18 protein-coding genes are annotated in these 20884 nt (G+C 52.5%); 12 read left to right on the plus strand and 6 right to left on the minus strand.

Features of this window, described 5'->3' with window-relative positions:
* Positions 1 to 13: 13 nt before the first annotated feature.
* Positions 14 to 1228 (minus strand): MFS transporter, encoded by a 1215-nt coding sequence (locus K3T82_RS18505; RefSeq protein WP_220194918.1) that lies wholly within the window; start codon positions 1226 to 1228, stop codon positions 14 to 16.
* Positions 1229 to 2281: 1053 nt separating this feature from the next.
* On the opposite strand from K3T82_RS18505, the gene K3T82_RS18510 reads away from it, so the two are divergent.
* The 3 genes from K3T82_RS18510 (at position 2282) to K3T82_RS18520 (ending at position 6606) form a co-directional block, all read left to right on the plus strand.
* Positions 2282 to 3418: an amidohydrolase family protein gene (locus K3T82_RS18510; protein ID WP_220194919.1), complete on the plus strand. Its 1137-nt coding sequence runs from the start codon at positions 2282 to 2284 to the stop codon at positions 3416 to 3418.
* Positions 3419 to 3666: 248 nt separating this feature from the next.
* A complete protein-coding gene (locus K3T82_RS18515; protein WP_220194920.1) occupies positions 3667 to 4020 on the plus strand; it encodes an NUDIX domain-containing protein in 354 nt (117 codons plus the stop codon).
* A 489-nt stretch (positions 4021 to 4509) separates the two neighbouring features.
* Positions 4510 to 6606: an alpha-ketoacid dehydrogenase subunit alpha/beta gene (locus K3T82_RS18520; protein WP_220194921.1), complete on the plus strand. Its 2097-nt coding sequence runs from the start codon at positions 4510 to 4512 to the stop codon at positions 6604 to 6606.
* Positions 6607 to 6667: 61 nt separating this feature from the next.
* Here the strand turns inward: K3T82_RS18520 and K3T82_RS18525 are convergent, their stop codons facing one another.
* Positions 6668 to 7489: an alpha/beta fold hydrolase gene (locus K3T82_RS18525; RefSeq protein WP_220194922.1), complete on the minus strand. Its 822-nt coding sequence runs from the start codon at positions 7487 to 7489 to the stop codon at positions 6668 to 6670.
* A gap of 468 nt (positions 7490 to 7957) precedes the next feature.
* Here K3T82_RS18525 and K3T82_RS18530 point away from each other — a divergent pair, with 468 nt between their 5' ends.
* From K3T82_RS18530 to K3T82_RS18560, 7 genes are all read left to right on the plus strand, one after another.
* Positions 7958 to 8710, plus strand: a complete 753-nt coding sequence (locus tag K3T82_RS18530; RefSeq protein ID WP_220194923.1) for a zinc ribbon domain-containing protein — start codon at positions 7958 to 7960, stop codon at positions 8708 to 8710.
* A gap of 372 nt (positions 8711 to 9082) precedes the next feature.
* The gene (locus K3T82_RS18535) at positions 9083 to 10360 is read left to right on the plus strand and encodes a M16 family metallopeptidase (protein ID WP_220194924.1); all 1278 of its coding nucleotides are present in this window, start codon (positions 9083 to 9085) and stop codon (positions 10358 to 10360) included.
* A 27-nt stretch (positions 10361 to 10387) separates the two neighbouring features.
* Positions 10388 to 13123 (plus strand): tetratricopeptide repeat protein, encoded by a 2736-nt coding sequence (locus K3T82_RS18540; protein WP_220194925.1) that lies wholly within the window; start codon positions 10388 to 10390, stop codon positions 13121 to 13123.
* Complete coding sequence (locus K3T82_RS18545) at positions 13116 to 13832, plus strand: tetratricopeptide repeat protein (RefSeq protein WP_220194926.1); 717 nt, start codon at positions 13116 to 13118, stop codon at positions 13830 to 13832. Before K3T82_RS18540 ends, K3T82_RS18545 begins: the two co-directional genes overlap by 8 nt.
* Positions 13833 to 13855: 23 nt before the next feature.
* Positions 13856 to 14203: a roadblock/LC7 domain-containing protein gene (locus tag K3T82_RS18550; RefSeq protein ID WP_220194927.1), complete on the plus strand. Its 348-nt coding sequence runs from the start codon at positions 13856 to 13858 to the stop codon at positions 14201 to 14203.
* Between the two features lie 267 nt (positions 14204 to 14470).
* Entirely contained in the window at positions 14471 to 14938 is a 468-nt protein-coding gene (gene ndk / locus K3T82_RS18555; RefSeq protein ID WP_220195134.1) for a nucleoside-diphosphate kinase, read from the plus strand.
* Between the two features lie 92 nt (positions 14939 to 15030).
* Positions 15031 to 15561 carry a hypothetical protein gene (locus K3T82_RS18560; RefSeq protein WP_220194928.1) on the plus strand — a complete coding sequence of 177 codons (531 nt, stop codon included), beginning with the start codon at positions 15031 to 15033 and terminating at the stop codon, positions 15559 to 15561.
* Here K3T82_RS18560 and K3T82_RS18565 read toward each other — a convergent pair.
* On the minus strand, positions 15558 to 15869 hold the full coding sequence (locus K3T82_RS18565) for a hypothetical protein (protein WP_220194929.1): 312 nt from the start codon (positions 15867 to 15869) through the stop codon (positions 15558 to 15560). The two genes, K3T82_RS18560 and K3T82_RS18565, sit on opposite strands and share 4 nt — an antisense overlap.
* Before the next feature lie 152 nt (positions 15870 to 16021).
* Here K3T82_RS18565 and K3T82_RS18570 point away from each other — a divergent pair, with 152 nt between their 5' ends.
* A complete protein-coding gene (locus K3T82_RS18570) occupies positions 16022 to 16834 on the plus strand; it encodes a type II CAAX endopeptidase family protein (RefSeq protein ID WP_220194930.1) in 813 nt (270 codons plus the stop codon).
* On the opposite strand, the gene K3T82_RS18575 is transcribed toward K3T82_RS18570, so the two are convergent.
* Both K3T82_RS18575 and K3T82_RS18580 read right to left on the minus strand, forming a co-directional pair.
* Positions 16824 to 17672, minus strand: a complete 849-nt coding sequence (locus K3T82_RS18575) for a hypothetical protein (RefSeq protein WP_220194931.1) — start codon at positions 17670 to 17672, stop codon at positions 16824 to 16826. The genes K3T82_RS18570 and K3T82_RS18575 overlap by 11 nt on opposite strands.
* Before the next feature lie 153 nt (positions 17673 to 17825).
* A complete protein-coding gene (locus tag K3T82_RS18580) occupies positions 17826 to 19235 on the minus strand; it encodes a nicotinate phosphoribosyltransferase (RefSeq protein WP_220194932.1) in 1410 nt (469 codons plus the stop codon).
* A gap of 717 nt (positions 19236 to 19952) precedes the next feature.
* On the opposite strand from K3T82_RS18580, the gene K3T82_RS18585 reads away from it, so the two are divergent.
* Complete coding sequence (locus tag K3T82_RS18585) at positions 19953 to 20399, plus strand: transglycosylase SLT domain-containing protein (RefSeq protein ID WP_220194933.1); 447 nt, start codon at positions 19953 to 19955, stop codon at positions 20397 to 20399.
* 68 nt (positions 20400 to 20467) lie between these two features.
* On the opposite strand, the gene K3T82_RS18590 is transcribed toward K3T82_RS18585, so the two are convergent.
* Entirely contained in the window at positions 20468 to 20884 is a 417-nt protein-coding gene (locus K3T82_RS18590) for a serine integrase family protein (RefSeq protein WP_220194934.1), read from the minus strand.

The raw sequence follows: 20884 nt of genomic DNA on the forward strand, positions 1-20884 counted from the left end.
CTTATGTATTAATTCATTCCTGGTGAGTGTTCAATTTCCGGTCTCTTAGTGTTAAGAGTAACACAAAGCAGGGAGCGAGACCTAGTATGCCGATGCCAGCGATGATGCCACCCAGGCTGATGCATACGCCCACGATATTTGGAAGTGCCATCTCCAACGGACCACCCAGGCTAGTGATCGCGCGTACTGTGCCAGAGCGGCCCGGAAAGCGCGCGTATGCCTGCCCTTTGGCGATGGGATACCAGCCTGCCGCTCCCAGGTTGATTAGCGTGAGCGCGAGACCTACTAGCCAGAGCGTTTGTTGTGTCAGCAGAAGGATGAAGCCAAACATAACGAGAATGGCGAGCCAGCGCAGGAGTCGTGAGGGGGCTACGCGGCGTTCCAGGTGCCAGCGATCCAATATGAAGAGGGCTAGCGGGGAGCAGGCTGTTGCTCCACCAAGGAGAAGACTGAGTGTCAAGTTGCTGACGTGTATGCTATCGTGGAGGTAGAGGGTGATGACGCTTTGAAAGACTTCATCGACCATTGAGGGGATCAGCGAGAGCACTGTCCAGCGGATCATCACGGGATCGCTCAAGGCAGCTCGCAGATTATTTGTAAGCGCATTTGCCCTGGACTTGGGTTTGGGGTCTGTGGTGCCTCGCGTGCCGAAGCGCTGAGTACAGAGGATAAGCCAGAGCAGAAGCCAGCAGAGGGCTGCGCCCCAGCAGAGAGCCATCCAGCCGAAGAAGAGCCCAATGATTGCCGGGACCAGTAGAGGCACAAGCAGATCACCTATGCCCGCCAGCAGTGTCCAGCGTGTCATCGCGCGTGTACTCTCCGTGGGTGAGAGATCGATCAGCGCGGCCTGTGAGAGCCCTATTGCCATCTTGCCAACAATACCCATGAGACAGAGAGCGATCAGAGCCAGCCAGAAATCATGAGCTGCACCAAGCAGGATGTAGCCTAGAACCAGAAATAGCATACTGGTTAGAATCCAGACACGCTTGGAGCCGAAGTCGCTGAGCAAAGCAATCAGAGGCTCAAGCAGCATACTGGTGAGTGTGCTCAGACCGAAAAGCCAGAGGACCTGAGCGGGCGAGAGGCCAAGCTGTTCGTGTATGAGGGGAATACCCAGGGCATTAAGCCCGGTGGTAGCTTCATCTAAAAGTGGCACACCTAGCAGGGCCGCGCTGACGAATTTGGGGTGTTGGATGTGGGTTTGTGGAGTTGACGATAGCTCGGACATGAAAGTATCCTTTCCGATTAGTTAGAGAGAGCGGTTAAATGGAGTGAGTACTAACTGGAAAGGGGGCGCGCGGGTCTGCTGGAACCGTGGAGAAGTGGGGTTCCAGGTGGGAAGGTGTTGCTTGGAAGTAGAAGGTTAATTGGGACTGTTCAAGTTCAGTGTACCCTCTCGTAATGTATTGGTGATGTGGGAAGTATAACAGAAGCGCTCGACGGGAGGAAGAGGCATTTGGATAAAATATGAATCTGGCAGGCTGCCTCCGAAGAGGCATTTGGATAAAATATGAATCTGGCAGGCTGCCTCCGAAGAGGCAGCCTGCCAGATTCGCTTGTGCATGTCGTGCTCTATATGGTGCTGTGAACCTCAGAGATCGTCACCGATCCGTCACAGCACTTGATTGTGGTGACGGCTTCGATTTTGTAGACGGTCCCCTTGTCGTCCACCACTGGCGTTTGGGTAGCTGACATCTGAGAGTTCGAGCAGCCAGTGTGAGCGTTGTTACGACACTGATCGCACATTACATATCCTTCGTAAGGGAGTAAGTTCAATTCCAAAGGCTCACCTGATGCATCGAAACACATCAGGCGACCCCTCGCGATTTGATAAGCTTGCTCTCCTGAACGGTTGCGGATATGAGGTTGGAAACCTCTTGCCTATAAGGACAATCCCCGCGCCTATGGCTGCGATTGGATTTGCAATGTAGCTTCCTGATGAAAAACATAGCTATTCTACTCCAAAACAAATTAATAATCCAGTATTTATTTAATATTGATAATAAATGCAATTAGATATAATAAAGAATTTAATTTATATGCGGTGCTTGTTGGATCTGATAATGAATAATGGAATTTGTTTGATAAAGAGTAAGGACGAACGAATGGAAATGTGCCATTAAATGCCAAGGTGCATTTAGCATGCAAAATAATTTTAGTCAAATTGTGAGCAATCTTGGAAGCAATACATAGGTGCTTGCGACTATGAGGGGGACATGCTATTCTTGATGCAAATCATAGAACTGCTGGCTTGTGAATTTCGGGAAAAAAGAGGCATGCTATGCTTGACTTGAGCTCGATCCCTATCATCGATAATCATTGCCATCCCTTCTTGTTGCAACAGCGCATGGACGCGGAACGCTTTCGCGGTTACTTTAGCGAGGCCACACACCCTAGCTTCGCGCGGGAGCACCTGTCACATACAGTCTATTACCTCTGGTTCTTGCGGCAGGCCGCAGCTTTTTATGGATGCGCGCCGGTTGAGGCCGAGGTGATCGCGGCTCGCTCGCGGCTCGAAGGTGACGAACTGGCGCGGCGGCTCCTGCGGGATGCGCGCTTTGAAGCCCTGGTACTTGACTTTGCTTATCCACCGCCCGCGACTTGCTATAGTCCTGAGCAGATCGCGCGAGTGAGTGGGGCGCGTGTCGCGACGCTTTTGCGCCTGGAAGTGCTGATGCAAGAGCTTATTCAGGCACATGCTGATTTCGACGAGGTCGTCTCGCGTTATCGCGAGACAGTACGGAGGACGCGTGAGCAGGGGCATTGTGGCCTCAAGAGCGTCGTAGCATATCGTACAGGTCTGGAGATCGGAACATGGAGCAAGGATCAGGCCGTAGCGGCCTTCGCAGAGGCTCGCGCTCTGGCAGTGCGTAATGGCGAGGTGAGAGTCACGCAGAAGCCCCTACTCGATTACCTCCTACATGTTGCCTTTGAGCAGGCCGCAGAACTAGAATTACCTATTCAGTTTCACACGGGCTATGGCGATGGCGATACCGATATGCGTCTGGGGAATCCCCTCCACCTGCGAGCGATTTTGGAGCGTGGTGATTATCAGCGAATGCCCATCGTTCTATTGCATGAAAGCTATCCCTACTCACAGCTTGGGGCCTACCTGGCGGCGATTTATCCTAATGTCTATTTTGACCTCTCGTATACTATCCCCTTTGTAGAGAAGCTAGAGATGCTGGCCTTTACGCGCCAGGCGTTCAGTATCGCGCCCGCAAGCAAGCTGACGTATAGCTCTGATGGTATCAACGTGCCGGAAATGTTGTGGGTTGGGGCGCACCGGGGACGTGCCATTATCGCCCAGGTTTTGCAGGAGATGATCGATGTTGATGAGCTGGATGAAACGCAGGCTCAGCAACTCGCGCGCCTAGTTTTACATGACAATGCCGCCAGGCTCTATCGTCTGGTATAATATAGAGATTACTTATAGCCATTTTATATGAGTTAGCAGCGTCTATGGTACCTCATCTGGATAAAGATGCTGAACAACTCTATGACAACAATCCTTCTCTAAAAAGAGCCATCGAAGGTGGCGAGGATCTTTATGGTGGATAGTTCTTATAATACAATGACAAACCTGACGCAGTTTCGTGTAGGAGTCTCCGCTCTGATTTTTCGTGAGGGAGAGATTTTGCTTGCGCATCGCAGTGATATTGATTGGTGGAATCTGCCCGGTGGGGGATGGAGCTTGGTGAGACGCTTGAAGTGACTGTGCGTCGCGAGGTGCTTGAGGAGACTGGTCTCCAGGTCGAGGTTGAGCGACTCGTTGGCGTCTATTCCAAGCCACAGAAGCAGGAAATCGTACTCTCCTTCCTGTGTCGTATCACTGGTGGTCAGCTCACCTCGACTGCGGAGTCACGTGAATGCCGTTTCTTCTCTCCCGATGCACTTCCTTCCAATACCCTTCCCAAACATCGCCAGCGTATTTCTGATGCTCTATTGAACAAGGAACGTGCCCTGATTCGAGATCAACTCACAACTTCTTCTCAGGACCAGGGCCTTTCACGCTCCTAAGACCATCCGCGAAGGGTGTGGAGGAAAATAAAGCCTAGCGCCTCCATATGAAAGCCCAATCCCGAAGAAGGACAAGCATAATTTGGTGGTGTTATGGGAGACAATCAGCCTATGAGCAGCATCTATAACGTCGATATGGTATCATACGTGTGTAATTAATTGGCATTGGTGTGTGAGGAGGCGCAATGTCTCCTCACCTATATTTACACGTGAACACATAGAGGCGGAGGGAGCCGCAATGATGCGCCACTTTCGCGCCTGATATCCCTTCTATGTCGAAGGGGATAGCCACCTGTTGATTGTCCGTGAAGCCTGGGTCAGGCGTTAGAATGGGGCGCAAGCCTCTGCGGCGGACAAGATGGGTGTATATGGTTGGCTTTGGGGTGTCCCCTCCCGGGTTCTTGGTATAATGGGGATTGGAGCAAATATGTTTGTAGGAGTTGGAGCGATGCCCATCACGTCGGTGCAAACTTACGGAGGCGACAGCATATGACAGTGAACATTGAAGCTACGGGAGCTGATACTCTAGCACAGCCGCTGGATGTCATTGCGCTTTACCGCACCATGGTTACCGCACGAGTAACTAACGACCTGTTGAAGACACGCAAGACACAAGGCCGTTTCCCTTTTTATATTGGTTGTGCTGGGCATGAAAGTATGGCCGCGGTGGTAGCCGCGCTGCGCGAGAGTGACTGGCTTGCTCTCTATTACCGAGACCTGGGCGCCTGGTTGCAGCGAACCGGCGATGCCATGGGTCCACTACGCGAGGCATATTCGCGTGTGACTGGCCCAATGGGCTCGGGTCGCAATATGCCTTCGCACTATTGTAGTCAGCGCCATCGTATTCTTCCTGGTTTCAGCGAAGTTGCGGCCCTGGCACCATTCTCTGGCGGCTTTGGGTTCTCCCTGAAGCGACATGGCAGCAATGAACTGGTAATGTGCTCAACGGGTGATGGCGGCTCGGCCACCAATGATTTTAGTGTCTTGTTACGCCAGTCGAGCGTCCATCAGTTGCCTGTGTTTATGATCGTCGAGGATAACAACTGGGCGATTACTACCCCTTCTGTTGTGCAGTGGGGAGGCTCGCTTGTTGAATGGGCACGGGGCGCGGGCGTTCATGCCGAAGAGGTAGATGGTACAGATGTCATGGCGACATATGAGGCGAGCCAAAGGCTGGCTGAGCATGTCCGCTCTGGTAATGGCCCTGTACTGATGCACCTGCATCTTGGCTTACTTGATCCGCATTCAAGCAGTACGGATATCAAGTCATACCGCAAAAAAGAGGAGATCGCGCTCACGGCAGCGACTCGCGACCCGGTGAAAAATTTTGGACGCTGGCTGGTTGAGAATGGTCATTTGCGTGAGAATGATCCTGAGCGTATTCGCAAGGAGATTCGCGCGCAGTTAGAGCGTTATGAGCGTGAGGTCTTAGAGGAGCCAGAGCCAGAGGGGAGCCGTGTGCTTCAGCATGTTATCTCTGTGCCTGAGTGGCGCGAGAACATTCCCCGTAGTTCCAAGCGTCCTCTCACGATGCTTGGGGCTGTAAATGAGGCTCTGCTTGAACTGGCGGACCGTGATCCTCATTTCTTTGTCTATGGGCAAGATGTGGGGAGCCCCAAGGGCGGGGTCTTTGGTGCAACCGCGAGTCTGGTACAGAAGTATCCAGATCGTGCCGTTAGCAGCCCCCTCAATGAGCAGCTAATTGTAGGTATTGCGGCGGGAGCGAGTATGCTGGATGGCAAGGCACGTTGTGCTGAGATCCAGTTTGTTGACTATCATCAGTCGGCGACGCAGACCATTCGTCTGGCGGCTCGCGTGGCGTATCAAAGCTTTGGTGACTGGAATGTGCCACTGATCATCCGTACAAAATCGGGAAGTGGAGGCGGTGGCCCTATCTCAAGCAGCACTGCTGGCGGTGGCGCGTATGGGCACTCCAATGCAGGTGAACAGTGGTTTACGAACATCCCTGGTATGATTACCATTTGTCCCGCGACGCCTTTTGATGCCAAGGGACTGCTACTAGAGGCCGCTCGTTCGAAGTCGCCGGTTGTCTTCCTTGAGCGTGGTCGCCTCTATCGTTCCGAGCCGCCCAAGGATGCCGAGGGGACTATTATTCCGGAGATGGGCGAGTACTGGAATGTTCCTGAGGGCTACTATACTCAGCCTATTGGGAAGGCACGCCGGATCCATATCGGTGAAGGTCGTGCCAGTCTCTCCATCATAGCCTGGGGCTCGATGGTTCTTGAAGCGTGTACCGCTGCCGCCAATATTGTCAAGCAAGAAGGCGGAGCGATTGAGGTCGTGGACCTGCGCACTCTGATGCCTTTCGATGAAGAGACAGTGGCTGCTGTGGTCAAGGAAACGAACCGTGTCATCGTCGTAACCGAAGAGGCCGATTTTACAAGCTATGGACGCCATGTGCATAGCTGGATCGTGCAGAATTGCTTCTATGACCTGGATACCACTCCTACTTTTATCAGTGCGGTTCCTGGTCCAGCTGCGCCGTATAACGCGCCAGAAGAGGTCGCCTTCTATCCTACCGCGAAGACCATTGAGGAGCGTGCCCTCGACCTGCTCGCTGAGTAGGGTACCTCGTAAGATAAACAGCGGAGCAAGTAGCTATGAACGCTACTTGCTCCCATTTTATTTATGCCGAAACCCTGGTCGCCCACCATGACAATAGGATCGGTATCACCTGTTTGGCCTGCATAGCCTGAGTATGATCGAGCCTATCGAGCACACGTACATCCCAGCCAATCCCTTCTAGTTCAGTCTGACTACGTACTACGGGTCCCGCTATGTCTACACACACATTATCCCAATTAGAATCATATTGTATCTTGTCTGCTGAACCCACGAAGCAGAGCCGAGGGCAGGTAATTTGAGCCTGTGCGGCCCGGTCATCAAAGGTCTTGAGTGCCTGATAAAGCGTCATGAATTGGTGCGTCTGATCCACTGAGAGCGTGCCAGTTGTCCAACCATCATCTGTTTGTAAGACCCGTGTGCCGCTAGCCAGTTCGTAGGCTATCGTGGTAACGCTGAGCATTTCCTTGTATGGTCCATGAAGTGGGGGGTAACCGCCCATGATAAGCGCAGATAGGCGTTCTGTGCGGATAGCGAGTTGGAGCCCGATCACCGCGAGCCAGGAATACCCATAATAAGCAAATTGGTCTGCTCCTACCGTATCGGCTATGGCAAGGAGATCGCTAGCGACGTTTGCTGGCGTCAGTGTCTCGGGTTTTGGGATACTTTGGACATGTCCCTCATAGTCGAAGGCGACCACACGGAACGTATCGCTCAAACCTTTGATGAGAGATTGCCCCAATGCTGGATCGGTACCATACGCACGCATTTGCTCTGCCAGTTCTCCTTCGACCGGGTGCGGATTGACAGGCAGTAATAGTGTTGGCCCCTGACCGTGGACTTCAATTTCAATAGTGCTTCCATCATGTAATCCTGCTTTGGGCATATATATTCCTTCCATGTTTCGCTAGTCGTAACGCTTTTGTACTTCATAATCAAGTGCATGCATGCTTGTGACTCAGGCTGGCCAGGCTCTATAGAATCACAAGTCTACTGTACAACACTCATGCCCTCTATGAGAGTTTAATATGGCCTTTGCTTATCACATAGAGGAGGTAGAAGTTTTTCCAAGCATGATTTGCTCATATTTATGCTTAAAATGAAATATGTAGCCTGGGTGAAGTCTCTAATGGAGTTTATGGGATGGATCTGGCGAATGGCTGCTTAAATACGGAGAAAAGATTTGATTGATAGGCAACAAACACGTTCTTAAAGCGTATAGATAGTGAGAGAAGAGGTGAATTGGCAGGAGTCCTCTAGCTGAGCCGTTATGCTCGACGTGAGCTTTAAACTATGCTACACTGCCGATAGGTAGTGCAAGAAACCCGAAGCGCTTTCAAGGAGAACACTTTTTATGACCTGTGTATCTTGTGGTGCCGATGTCACCGGAAAAAAGTTTTGTCCTGAGTGCGGCACCTCTGTTCAAGCGGCCCGCACCGTGCATCGCTGTCCACATTGCCAGAGTGAGGTGCGCCCTGGTGTCGCCTTCTGTGGAAGTTGTGGCCAATCTCTACGAGGCGCAACGCCACCGCCGCCGCCTGCGACTCGTGGGTGCCCCAGTTGTCATGCTGAACTGCCCTTGTCTAGCGCCTTCTGTACAAATTGCGGCTATCAAGTGCAAGCAAGCACATCTGCATCCGCCTCGGGTCAGTATGCGCAGTATCCATCTCAGCCCCAAACCGCGTACCCGGCTTCCCAGCCATATCAGCAACCATCACAGTACCCGCAACCCTATGGGCAGCAGGGGTTTGGTGGTGGCTATCAGCCTGATCCGATGTTGGGACAGGGGCAGATGGCCCTGCGTTGCCCAACGTGTATGGCGATGGCACCTGTGGGTACGACCAACTGCCGTAGCTGTCGTACCAGTCTGGTAGGTGTCGTGCCGATGCCGATGAATGCCATGTATCCGGGTCAACCACAACAACAGGGAGGCTTCTTACAGGGGGATGGTGGCAAATATGCTCTTGGTGCGCTTGGTGGTGCGGCAGCGGTCATTGGTGGCGAAATGTTGTTGGACAACTTGCGTGATGGCGGGCATCATCATCGTCACCGTGACGACGACGATGGCGGACCGCTTGAATTCTTAGATGATATTGGCCTTTTCTAAAGAGAAAGCTTTTGGAATATAACGCTTCTTGTGTGGGACGATGCCGCTCGCGGTTCGCCCCATATTTCTATTGCTCGCCAACTACCAAAATTGGCTATTTCCCGTTTCTATTTGGTTGCGGTAGCGTGTTAAACCGTCTATAATACGGCAGTATGCATCCATCTTTGTATGCTGAAAGCGGGTTGTTTGGGATGTTGGTATTTAGAAGTTAATAGTTGTATTGGTGTGTATTTGATCTGGAAGTAATAAGATCTTATGCGAAAACCAACGCTGCCTAACCGGCGGCTAGCGCTAGCGCTCAGGTTTTCGTATAAGGAGTAAGGAGAACCGGCGCTCTCCCTGCCTAAAGAGGCGAAGCGCCCCAAACGTTGCATGAACTACGAGCGAACTACGCTGCCGAACGGATTACGTCTACTCACTACCTCTATGCCGGGCATGCGATCCGCCAGTATCGCCTTCTTTTTCACTGTCGGCTCGCGCAATGAAGATAGTAGCATTGCAGGCGTCTCTCACTTTATTGAGCATATGCTTTTCAAGGGATCGCGCCGCTACCCCACGGCTCGGGCTATTTCTGAGGCGATTGAAGGGGTGGGTGGTGTCTTCAATGGTAGTACGGGGAAAGAGTTGACGAACTATACGGCGCGAGTTCCAGCCGATCAACTCTTCAATGTAATGGAGGTCTTCGCCGATATGTTGCGCCGCTCCCTCTTTGATCCTAAAGAGGTCGAGAAGGAACGCAACGTCATTATTGAAGAAATTAGCGCGACTCAGGATGATCCGCAGGAGTGGGTGAATCTGCTTGCCGATGAGGCAATGTGGCCCTCGCTTCCCCTGGGGCGCGATGATGCTGGCACAATTGAAACGGTCTCTCGGATGACTCGTCAGAAGATGCTGGACTACCTGCATACTTTCTATCGACCTAACTCGTTGGTGATTAGTGTGGCTGGGAATATCGAGACGCGGCGAGTCCAAGAGGGTGCGGAGGAACTCTTTGGGGATTGGGAGCCAGGTGAGATACCTCATTGGCAATCCTCATTTCCTCCCATTAATGCTCCGCGAGTACGTATGGTGCAGAAGGATACCGAGCAGACAAATCTTTGTTTGACAACACTCGGGACCTCCTACCATTCTCCTGATTACTTTACATTTTTGCTTGTCAATGCGTTGCTTGGCGATGGCATGAGCTCGCGTCTCTTCCAATCCATTCGTGAAGAGCAGGGCCTGGCCTATGATATTGGTAGTTATTTAAACTGCTATCAGGAAACTGGTAGTCTGGTGGTGAGCGCGGGTGTTGATCCTTCGCGGGCGCACGACGCCATTCGCGCCACGCTTGACGAACTTGAGCGCTTGCGCGCAGAACTGGTTCCCGTAGATGAGTTGGAACGTATTAAGACCTATGTGTGTGGTGGTTTCTCACTTGGACTTGAGGGGACGCAACAGGTCGCTTCCTGGCTGGGGAGCCAGGAATGTGCACAGGAGCGTCTGCTCGATATCGATGAGATTGTGGCTCGCATTCAAGCTGTGACAGCCCATGACATTCTACGTGTCGCGCAGTCGCACTTTGCTCCTCAGTGGCGTCGACTGGCTATCATTGGGCCAGATGATGTACAGCGAGCAGGTGAGTTTGAGAAGTCGCTTACAGGTGTGTAATGCTGCGGGAAGAGGAGACCTTGTTTTATGGCACAAACTAAGCTACCAACAAATCCCCCAACGACGCTTCGCGAGTATCTGCAACAGACCGAGGACGCGATTAGCAAGGGGAATCTCGATGATGCGCTGGCGCGCTGCCAGAATGTCTTGGCCCAGTATGTCGAATCTCTGGAAGCGCAACGCCTGCTCGGCGAGGTCTACCTTGCGCAGGGAAAGCTGGATGAGGCGCAGCAGTCTTTTGACTGGGTGCTGACGAATGATCCTGAAAATGTCCTTGTCTATTGTGATCGCGCGTTGGTGAGTGAGAATCTATCGGACTTTGATACGGCTCTCGACTGCTATCAGCAAGCCTATGAGCTCAGTCGCGGCAATAGCCAGATACGCGAGGAGTTCAACAAGTTGAGTTCCAGGGCGGGGCAGCAGGGCTTTATGTTCTCACGCGCGGGTCTCGCACGCCTGTATATGCGTGGTGACCTGTTTACACAATCCATACAGGAATGGGAGGCCGTCCTGGCTATTACCCCTGATCGCCTGGATGCACGCATCGGACTCCTTGAAACCCTCTGGCGCGATGGCTTGTATGAGCGTGCTGAGCAACTGGCGCGCCAGGTTTTGCTAGATGTGCCTAGTTGTTTGAAGGCTTTGCTCCTGCTGGCTTATATTACATCCTCGCGTGATCTGCGCCAGTCCCAGGATTTGCTCAAGCGAGCTGAGGCTATGGACCCTGACTTGCAGTTAGCTCAGGAACTTTTTGCCGATCTGCTTTCTAGCCAGTCGAATGCCAACGAACCCTTCCTCTCGCTGCTCAAGCGTGCCCCTGTAACTCTCACCCTTCCTGGGCAAGAAGAGTCAGCGCTTGGGCAAATGGCTCGTCAATCGTCTTCACCCAGTCATCCAAGTTGGCCAGGACTGGATGTGCCTCAGCAGTCGTCTTCCTCGCCCAGTCATCCAAGTTGGCCGGGAATTCAGACTTCTCAAGAGCCGCAGGGTAATTCTTCTCCGAGTTGGCCGGGTCTCGATGCTCCTCAGCAGTCGTCTTCCTCGCCCAGTCATCCAAGTTGGCCGGGACTGGATGTTCCTCAGCAGCCCACATCGTCAAGCCGTCCAAGCTGGCCGGGGCTTCAATTTGATGCTGAGGCACCCCACCAATCAACGCAGGAATCCGCACCGTCGCAGCCTGGCTCTACACCTTCTCAGGAGCTAAAAGCTGGAGCTTCTTCTACCTGGGAGTGGCCTGGCTCCGATCTACCGGCGTCGGCTGAGTCAAGCAAGCCTGGTCAGCCTGATCTGAATGCAATGCTAACTGAGGCGCGTAAGCACCTTTCTCCCGACGTCAAAGCTGGCGAGCATGACCCCAATGTCACACCCTGGATTCATTCAGAGTTGTCACAAGAAGACCGTCAGAAACTGTCTGCCTTGAACGAGCAGCCTGGTACTTCTTCCCCTGCTATTTCTGAGAATCCATTTGCATTTATGCCACCGCCTAGCAGCCCAGGTAATCCTACGAGTGGCCTGTGGAGCGCGCCTCCTGCTGATGGTAGTGGGCCGTCCGCGCCTCCGCCCTGGCTTGGAATGCTCTCACAAGATGATCGTCAGCAGATGAGCGGTATGGGAGTTGCGCCCCAAGATGTTTCTGATGCTCCTGCGCTCGCTGATCCTCAAGTCTCAGCAGAGATGGAGAAATTGGAGCAACCTTCCGCCGAGCCGGTTGTGCCGGAAGAACAAACAAAGCCCACAGACGCGCCAGTGCCACCACCATCGACCCTTGCGCCTGATAACGATGAAGACGATGATTCATTTGGTCCAGCCTGGCTGAAGTCCATTGGGGCCGCGAGTATGGAATTGAGTCGTGAAATGCCAGCTATTCCTGCTCGCCCACAACCAACTCCAGTTGAGCCACCCAAGCCTAAAGAACCTGAAATAGAAGCGCCTGTGTCCCAGGAGCCAGTTATTCAGCCTGGACCTGCACCTAGTGACCTTTTCACGCAGCCTACCCCTGCGCCTAGCGACCTCTTCGCGCAGCCTGAGCCGTCGCAACCTGATGTGCCCTTCTCTGATCCATCTGATCCCTGGGCTTTTCCAGGGAATCTCTCCAGCCAGCCTGGAGATTCAAATGGGATGCCTGAGTGGGCCAATCAGCTACTTACCCCTTCTGGTGGAGCGCAGGATCAGGCAGCCCCTTCCTGGCTTGACCAACTTTCGCACAATGCTTCTGCTCAACCTATGCCTGAGCCACCCGCACCTGAGCCAACCTTGCCTGACCAAGAGCAGCCGTCTGAGCATTCGGTTGTTGCCTCACTGGAGGATTTGGAGAAGAGCCTCTACTCACAAGGCTTTGTACCGTTAGAGCCTAATAGTCTCTCCTCTCTGGTACAGGGTCAGGGGGGGGGTGAGGAACCGGGCCAGGAGTTCCCAGTATCGCAACAGGAGCCGCATTTCCCGCAGGAGAGTGTTCCCCCGTCACCCTTCTCAGAGCCTGATTTCTTGCAGGAGCTTCAGGATTGGCGCTCACAGAAAGAATCACAAGAGTCATCGCTCTCTTCTGCCCTGGCAGCCTTAACTGGCATGAATAGTCAGCCTCAGTCTGAGGAGCCTGTAGTTCCACCTCAGGTGCCTGTTTCTCCTGTTCAACCAGAGCAGCCAGAATGGGCATCTATGCTAGGCGCAGCTCCGGCATCCGGACCTTTAGCACAACCGGAGCAGCCATCATGGCTGGCCCCCCAGTATCTCCTCAGGAGCAGCAGGAGCAGCCGTCGTGGTTAACCCCCCCGGCATCTCCTCAGGTGCAACCGGAGCAGCCGTCGTGGTTAACGCCCCCGGCGTCTCCTCAGGTGCAACCGGAGCAGCCATCATGGCTGACCCCCCGGCGCCTCCTCAGGCACAACCAGAGCAGCCGTCATGGGTGGCTGCATTGAGTGCTGGACCTACGCCCATGCAGCCTGATATAGAGCAGAGGCCACCTCAGACACAGCCAGCGCAGCCATTTCTGCCAGTCGAGCAGCCTGTGGCAGATGTTGAGTTGACTCATAAGGCTCCGCCACCCGCCGCTCGGCCGAATCCCTTCCTTGAGGATAATCTGGAAACAACGATGAAGCGCCCGGCGATTCGCCTTCAACCTGTACAGCGTAATAATATGAAGGAGCCGCCCACGGCCCGCAATCGCTCAATGGAGCGTCAGCCAGCCACCAACGAGGGGAATTCGAGTGCGCAGGATCGCTTGCTCAAAGGTTATCAGCATCAGTTGGTTGGCGACTATGACGATGCCATGCAGGAGTATCGTATTCTGATTCGGACCTCACCAGACCTGCTAAGCGAAGTTGTGAGCAATCTGCGCGCTCTGCTCAAACTGGCACCTAAGTACTCAGCTGGCTATCGCGTGCTTGGCGATGCCTACATGCGCCAGGGAGAGTACTTGCAGGCAATGGAAGCCTATAATAAGGCCCTGACTATGGCAAAAAAGGCCAAATCCTGATACAGTAGAAGGAGTCTAAAAGCGTGGAAACCATTCTGCAACGCTTAACCGAGCTGAACGAGGTGTATGACGCCATTCTTGTTGGTAAAGATGGCCTGATCGTCGCGGGCATGCTACATAGCGAGGACGAAGAGGTCGTAGGAGCAATGTCGGCTGCAGCCTTTGGCTCGATTACCAGTTTCACCGAGCAGATCAGTAACGGCGAAACCAGCCACGTCGTCATTGAAACACAAAAGGGGTCCATTCAAATGGAGGCGGCGGGAGACCTGATCCTTGTCGTCACCACGACCGGCAAAGGCAATATGGGACGCGTACGCGTTGAAATGAAGAAAGCCTGCCAACAACTCGGCGAGTTGGTTGGCAGCTATTAATTGCATCGAATCATGGACTGGTGCGATAGGTATTAAAGTGCTTGTCGCACCAGGCCATTAATAAAATTTATTATCCCCTCTTTACTTATAGGGGGACTCGCCGATGAGGAGAGATATGAGACATTTCTCAGATGCCTTTCCCGATCCATGGTAGGACTATCTGGATCGGGAAAGGCATCTGAGGGGAAGAATCCTCTTCCACGCCTTGCCTGGTCTTTCCACAAAGGCTAGAATATCACCCAACTTACTTAAAGGAGTTACTGTTACATCATGGAGCGAACCCTTGTCCTGCTAAAACCCGACGCGGTCCAGCGCGATCTGGTCGGTGAAATACTTGCCCGCCTCGAACGTAAAGGTCTGAAGATTGCTGGTCTGAAGATGATGCGCCTCTCCGACGAGTTGCTCAATGAGCATTATAGCCACCTCGTTGGTCGTCCTTTCTTCCCCGAAGTCAAATCCTTTATGCAACTGACCCCGGTTGTCGCACTCTGTCTCGAGGGCATCGATAGCGTCAACACAGTGCGCGCTATCTGCGGCATCACCAAGGCCCGCGAGGCGGCCCCTGGCACCATTCGCGGCGAGTTCGCCATGAGCGTACAGGCGAACCTGATTCACTGCTCTGATTCTCTGGAGACCGCGCAGGTAGAAGTGCCCCGTTTCTTCAAACCAGAGGAACTCTTCACCTATAGCGACGCCCTTGAGGGATATCTGTACAACTCTAGCGAGCGTGAATAATCCTTGCAAATAGGATGACAAAGAGGGGTAGTGTATCAAAATGTGATATACTACCTCTCTTTTATTTTTAAGATGATAGACTAGGAGGGCGAATGGACACGAATATTTTTATGCGCGAGGCTCGGAACGTACAGCCGGATTTGCCCCCGCCTCACCTTCTCCAATGGATTGTGTATAAAGCGGTTAGCTCTGAAGAACTTGAGGATCAGAACGCGCCCTTTCGCCTGTCGGTCCTTGAGGCGCTGCATGAAACGCTCACGCCAGCAGATCGTATCTTGGTGCGCTTTATTCTGGAGCAGGAGATCATATATCATGAGCAGTTTGCTGGGATGAGTGACAGTCTTCGTCTCTGTGGCTTCTTGCTCTCGTTGCTGGCGAGATTGGATGATGTCCGCTTATTATGGGAAGCCAAGATAACGAACTTTGATACCATGTGTGGATTTGATATACAACTCCTGGTTGGCGCTGGGGTTTCTGCCACTCTGGCATACCTCCAACATATCCAAGAGGACTGGGCTCAGGAGGCAAAGGAATACATCGAAGAGTGCCAGCAGGCTGGGGATTTTGACCGTTTAGACCAATACCGCGCTACCATGCAAAGGTATTTTCGTAATACTGTTTAACTGGCCCGGCTCTTGCTACTTCTCCCAACCTTGATAGGCTCGTCTTCAGTTCCACGCGCGGCCTCGCCTGGGGCGGGAGGCGTATGCTTACGCGTAGAGAGACGCCAACAGCGTGTCTTGCTGCGGAAACATTTTTCCTGCTCTTCTAATGTCTCTGGAGGGGTGCCCTTTAGACAGAAGACCTGATACATTGGCTCTCCTGCCACGTCATTGCAGGGAAACCAACGCTCCCGGTAATATGGGCAGGCATTCTTGTGTCTCCGCCAGTTTGAGTTTTCAGATGGATGCGTATGTATCTCGCCTGCCAAATTGGATCCTTTCTTTGTTCGACTCTTGTTCACAAGATCGCTACGAATAGACGTAGTATATCACATTGTTTCTAGAAAAATAGAGTAACGACTACAGACAATATGAGGCAGTTCATGGTATAATAGTTACAAAGTTGTTTGTGGAGAATTCATTGTTTGAACCAAAGGACGATCCATCCCAGCCTCCTCTGAGCGATATTCAACCACCCATTCCACAAGAGCAAGATGTTGCCCCTTGGACCTTGAATGAGGTCATGTATGGAGTGGTTTTGACAGCCATCATCTGGCTTATCGCTGCCGTACTCCTTTCAACGTATTCGTCGCATGCCGCATCCATTACCAATAGTCCAGTAAAGGCTATTCTGGTATTTCTCCTGTCAGCCCTGGTTGAAGGGGCCTTTGTGGTCGCACCGCTGGTTATCGCCTGGCGTGCGGCGCGAGCGCGTGAAGGTGCTTCGCGCTGGCGTGTGGCTCTAAGAGGTCTAGGCTTCCGCCGTTTCAATGTACCAAAGTCGATAATTGCCATCATTGGTTTTTTCTTATTGATCTACTTGGTAAATTTCATCTATCAGCTCTTGATCACGACCTTTCACCTCCCTATCCAGACGAACGATCAGTACATCCTGGAACGTGGAAGGCTCGATCCACTGACGACATACGCGACCCTTCTGGCAGGAGTGTTAACCGCCCCTCTGTGCGAGGAGATTTTCTTCCGTGGCATGTTGCTTGGTGGCTTACGGCGCTCTATGCCTGATGCCCCTGCTGTCATCATTAGCGCCTTTGTCTTTGCCCTCGCGCATTTTGATATTGGTTCCTTTGCGGTCTTGCTCGTTATTGGCTTGATCCTGGGCTACCTGCGCTGCCGAACCCGCTCTATCTGGCCGAGCATTGGCTTGCACTTGCTCAACAATGGCTATAGCTCATTATTGATCGTTCTGGCGCTGAATAACTTTATTAAGGTCTAGCCTGTCGCCACTCTCCCTGACCAATGCGGAACAATCCCAGGAGCAGGCAGAGAAGCGCGACCTGTGGTAGAAAGAAGATCGACGACCCAGAAATAAAGTTGGGGATGCTCAGGAGAAGAGCGAGCAATGAGGCGAAGCCAAAGAGCACACTTACGCCTGGCTGTGCCTTCCAGCATGAGGGGCGTAGCCACCAGAGACTTACGCCAAGGCTGTTTGCGGCTAGCCCTATCCAGCTCTCTATTGCCTCGCTAGAACGTGCATCTGCTGGTGAGAGCAGATAGATGCCAAGCACGATTAAAATGGCAAGTAGAGGCAGAAGGGCGATACAATAGCTATCCCAGCGTCTGAGAGCTGTGCGGTGTGCTGAAAGGCAAGTATAGCTCCCCAGCAGCAAGATAGCAGGCATGGTTGTGAGGTAGGATATAAGCGCGCTGTCCAGGTGTGGCACGAAGGTTTGTAACGAGAAGTTTAACAGTGAGAGCGTTCCCCAGGCACAGCCAAAAATAGCCCCCAGGCGTAGCCAGCCCGCGCGCATCTTAGCCGTAAAGATGCACCAGGCAAGAAAGACAAGAATTGTCTCGATAAGTAGTATCTTACTCGCGGGATAGGCGAGCGGTAGATTATTTTGCCAACTCTGGGTAATCAGGCTAGCAGCGCTTAGCCAGATGATCGCGATGAGCGCGAAAGTGACCATGAAGCGCGGCGTCCAGATGATAATTGTCTGGGCCTTCTGCTCGTTGGAAACGAGTGTGCTCCGCGTTAAATTATGGTCACTCTCTTTTATGTCGCTTGTCATCTGGGTATCTGGCTCAATTGGCCCGGCGATACGTTCTGGCATCCTCGCTGCTTCCTTTTACCTATCTCTTTGTTTCTGCGCCTCTGTGGATACTTCCCCGAAAGCTGGTGCAGTGGGTGCTGCTCCTCTAGAAGAGTTACTCACGCGCATTGTATCATATGTTACGCGTGCTCGCTGCTGGGTAGTTCGTCTAGCCTATGCAGTCTCACCGTTATTGAGAGCGACACCGATAAGCTGTGCGGCTTGCTTGCGCTGTGCTTGTAACCCATCGCTAAAGTGAACCGGGTATGCTTGTGTTGGCTTAAGGGCGCGATACTGGGGAGGAAGTCGCTCCAAATTCTGTTGCGCGAGTTCGCGGATTTCCGAGAGTGGTGGTAAGCTACCTGGTACTACCACGCCATTGCGTACTATTGGGCGGAATAGACGATGGTATCCCTCCGGGTGTGGTTCGTGTGCAAGCTGGATGATATCCTCTTCCCAGTTAGGATGACGATAGATCTCTTTTTTGCCGGGCCAGGTGCTTTTCGCGCCTGCTATCTTGATCTTAGGATATTCGTTGCCCGAGTCATCCACGTACCAGACCTCTTTGTATACAGTACCGAGCGCCCCACCCATAATCCCTAGTTCCGGTGAGCCTGCGCCATAGCCAAGCGCTGTGCCAATGCCAAAGGAATCAATCGCGGCACCAGCTTCCAGCAGTTCAGTGATTTTCCATTCATCCAGATCGCCGCTGGCGAGGATGCGCACTCCGTGTAAATCGGCCTTATCGAGCTGCTCGCGAATGTAGATACTATCCGCTATCAGGTCTCCACTATCCAGGCGAACCGCTGCTAGTGTATGTCCCATTGTTTCCTGTGTGCGTTGCGCAACCTCTATGGCCTTATGAATCGCGGCGTGTGGGTTATAGGTGTCTAGCAGGAGCGTATAGCGATTATACGCCTCCGCAATGGCATAGAAAGCCTCTTCTTCCGTGGGGAACATCTCGATTAGTGCGTGGGGGACTGTTCCTGTTGCGGGGAGGCGATACTCGTAGGCGGCGTTGAGCAGCGATGTGCTCGCACATCCTCCGATATAGGAAGCGCGTGCTACTGTCATCGGTTCCTGTGCGCGTCTGAATGCGAACTCTGCCACGCGGCGTACACGACCTTGCTCTGCTGCGTAGACGATACGGGAGGCCTTTGTCGCGATCAAGGTCGAGAGCCCAATAGCTTGCAGGAGTCCCGCTTCTAGCAGGATCGCCTCGCGAAATGGGGCCGTTACGCGCATAATTGGCTCATTGGGAAAGGCGATGGAGCCTTCGGGGAGAGCGAGAATTTCGCCCGTGAAGCGTAGATTCGCTAGTTCGTCAAGAAACGCGGCATCGTAATCGCGAATGCGGCTGAGAAATTCTAGGTCCCTCTCACTGTAGCGGAAGTCTTGTACAAACTCCAGCGCTGCCTCCAGCCCTGCTACCAGCAAATAAGCTCCTCCAAAGGGGGCTGTGCGGGTATATAAATCAAAGGTGGTCAGCCCATTATGCCCGGATCGCCATGAAACATAGGCCGAATCTGGATGGTACATATCGCTCATCAATCCTGGGTGATACTTGGGTGCGCGACGATTCATATATAAATAACCCTCAAAGAATACGCTTCTGCCAAGGCCTTCGAGCCACTATCGTAGTTAGCATGATCCTTACCCTAACCCCCTGAGCACTTTAGCACTAGCCGCCTAACCTGGAGGTAGTGGTGTGTATAGCAACATGAGCGCATTCAGGTGTTCACGAAAAGGTGTAAGTTGGTGTTCATTCTACCATATTGACGCAAGGCAATGGGTATCTCAGCCGCCACCTTTGGCGGTTTTATGGAAAGCAAGCAGATATCTACTACCTGACATAATTTATTTTATCCCCACTAGTACTACCCTGGTCCTAACATTTAACACGTGTGTATTGTTTGTTTTTGCATCTAAAGAGTGTCTCCAAAGCGCAAAGTCCAGGTCAGCTTGCCTGCCAAACATTTCCAGTGCTCCAGTGCTCCTGATGCATTCGCATGTATATAGCCTGGAGGTCCTACGATGATTCAAGTCTCAGAAATGGTTGTCGTATATCACTTGTAACGAGATGTGGTGTGACAGAGTCATACTTTCTCATGCAGGGTAGCTTCTGAATAGAGAGGCTGTCTGCGCCTACAGAGAATGGTAGCTCATATATAGAGCAAACCTGTTTGCAATTTTGAATGTCTTATGTGACAACCGAGGCCGCCTGAGCGGTGGCTAGTGCGAACTTCTTGTTTGAACATCTGAGCGCGCTCAGGTTGTCGCGTAAAGAGAAAAGGAGTTTTCTTGAAAGAACAGCAGATCCACCAGACATCGAAACAGCCGAACAACTTGAAATATCTCTTGATCAAACTAGGACTGGGATCGATGCTTGGTCTCATGCTGATGGGAGCCATGCTTGGTCTCGGGACGCGTACCGCGTCCGCAAAAGAACATACCAGCGCGGCCCCAACGGATGTAGTCTCGATGATTCGCGAGGTCTTTGGTCCTTATTCTGGTCAGGCGATCAATATCGCACGCTGTGAGTCGCAGTTCAATCCAGGTGCGACCAACTCGACCCCAATTGGTGGAAGCCATGCGGCAGGCGTCTTCCAGATTCTCTATCCTAGCACCTGGAATGGAACGCCGATGGCTGGAAGCTCGCCATACGATGCCTATGCCAACATCAAAGCCGCCTATCATATCTTCCAGCGCGATGGTTATAGCTGGTATGAGTGGCAGTGCCAGCCGTAAGATAAAATAATTACGAAATACAAGAGACCTCGACAAATTCTGTCGAGGTCTCTTCTTTGTCCGTATTTCTAGCCTGCTTCCTGCTTGTTTGTGTGATGTGCCTCATCTAAGGCATATTTACGCAACAGAAGCAAGACATCGACTTCGCTGGCGCAATCGTAAATCATTTTAGGGGTCAGGATAAGCACGCTCTTTTCTTTACACTGGCGCACCAGTAGCTCTAGCTCAAAGCGAGTGGTCCATTGACTGCCTTCATCGGTAAGGAGAATTGTCTTAAATGATGATTCCCTGAGTGCCTCAATTAATCGGTGCCAACCCTCATTTTCCTCTTGTATATAGATGCATATCTGCTCGTCACGCCATCCTTGCTTACGAGCGAAGGCTAAGAGGTCCCTCCCTTGCTGTTCCCTTTCTGACTTGCTGCGCACATAGATGGCGATTGGTGCGTCCAGTGACAAATAGGATGGATGGTGTGTCGGTGTCAT

The sequence above is a fragment of the Ktedonospora formicarum genome (assembly GCF_016587355.1).
Taxonomy (GTDB): Bacteria; Chloroflexota; Ktedonobacteria; order Ktedonobacterales; family Ktedonobacteraceae; genus Ktedonobacter; species Ktedonobacter formicarum.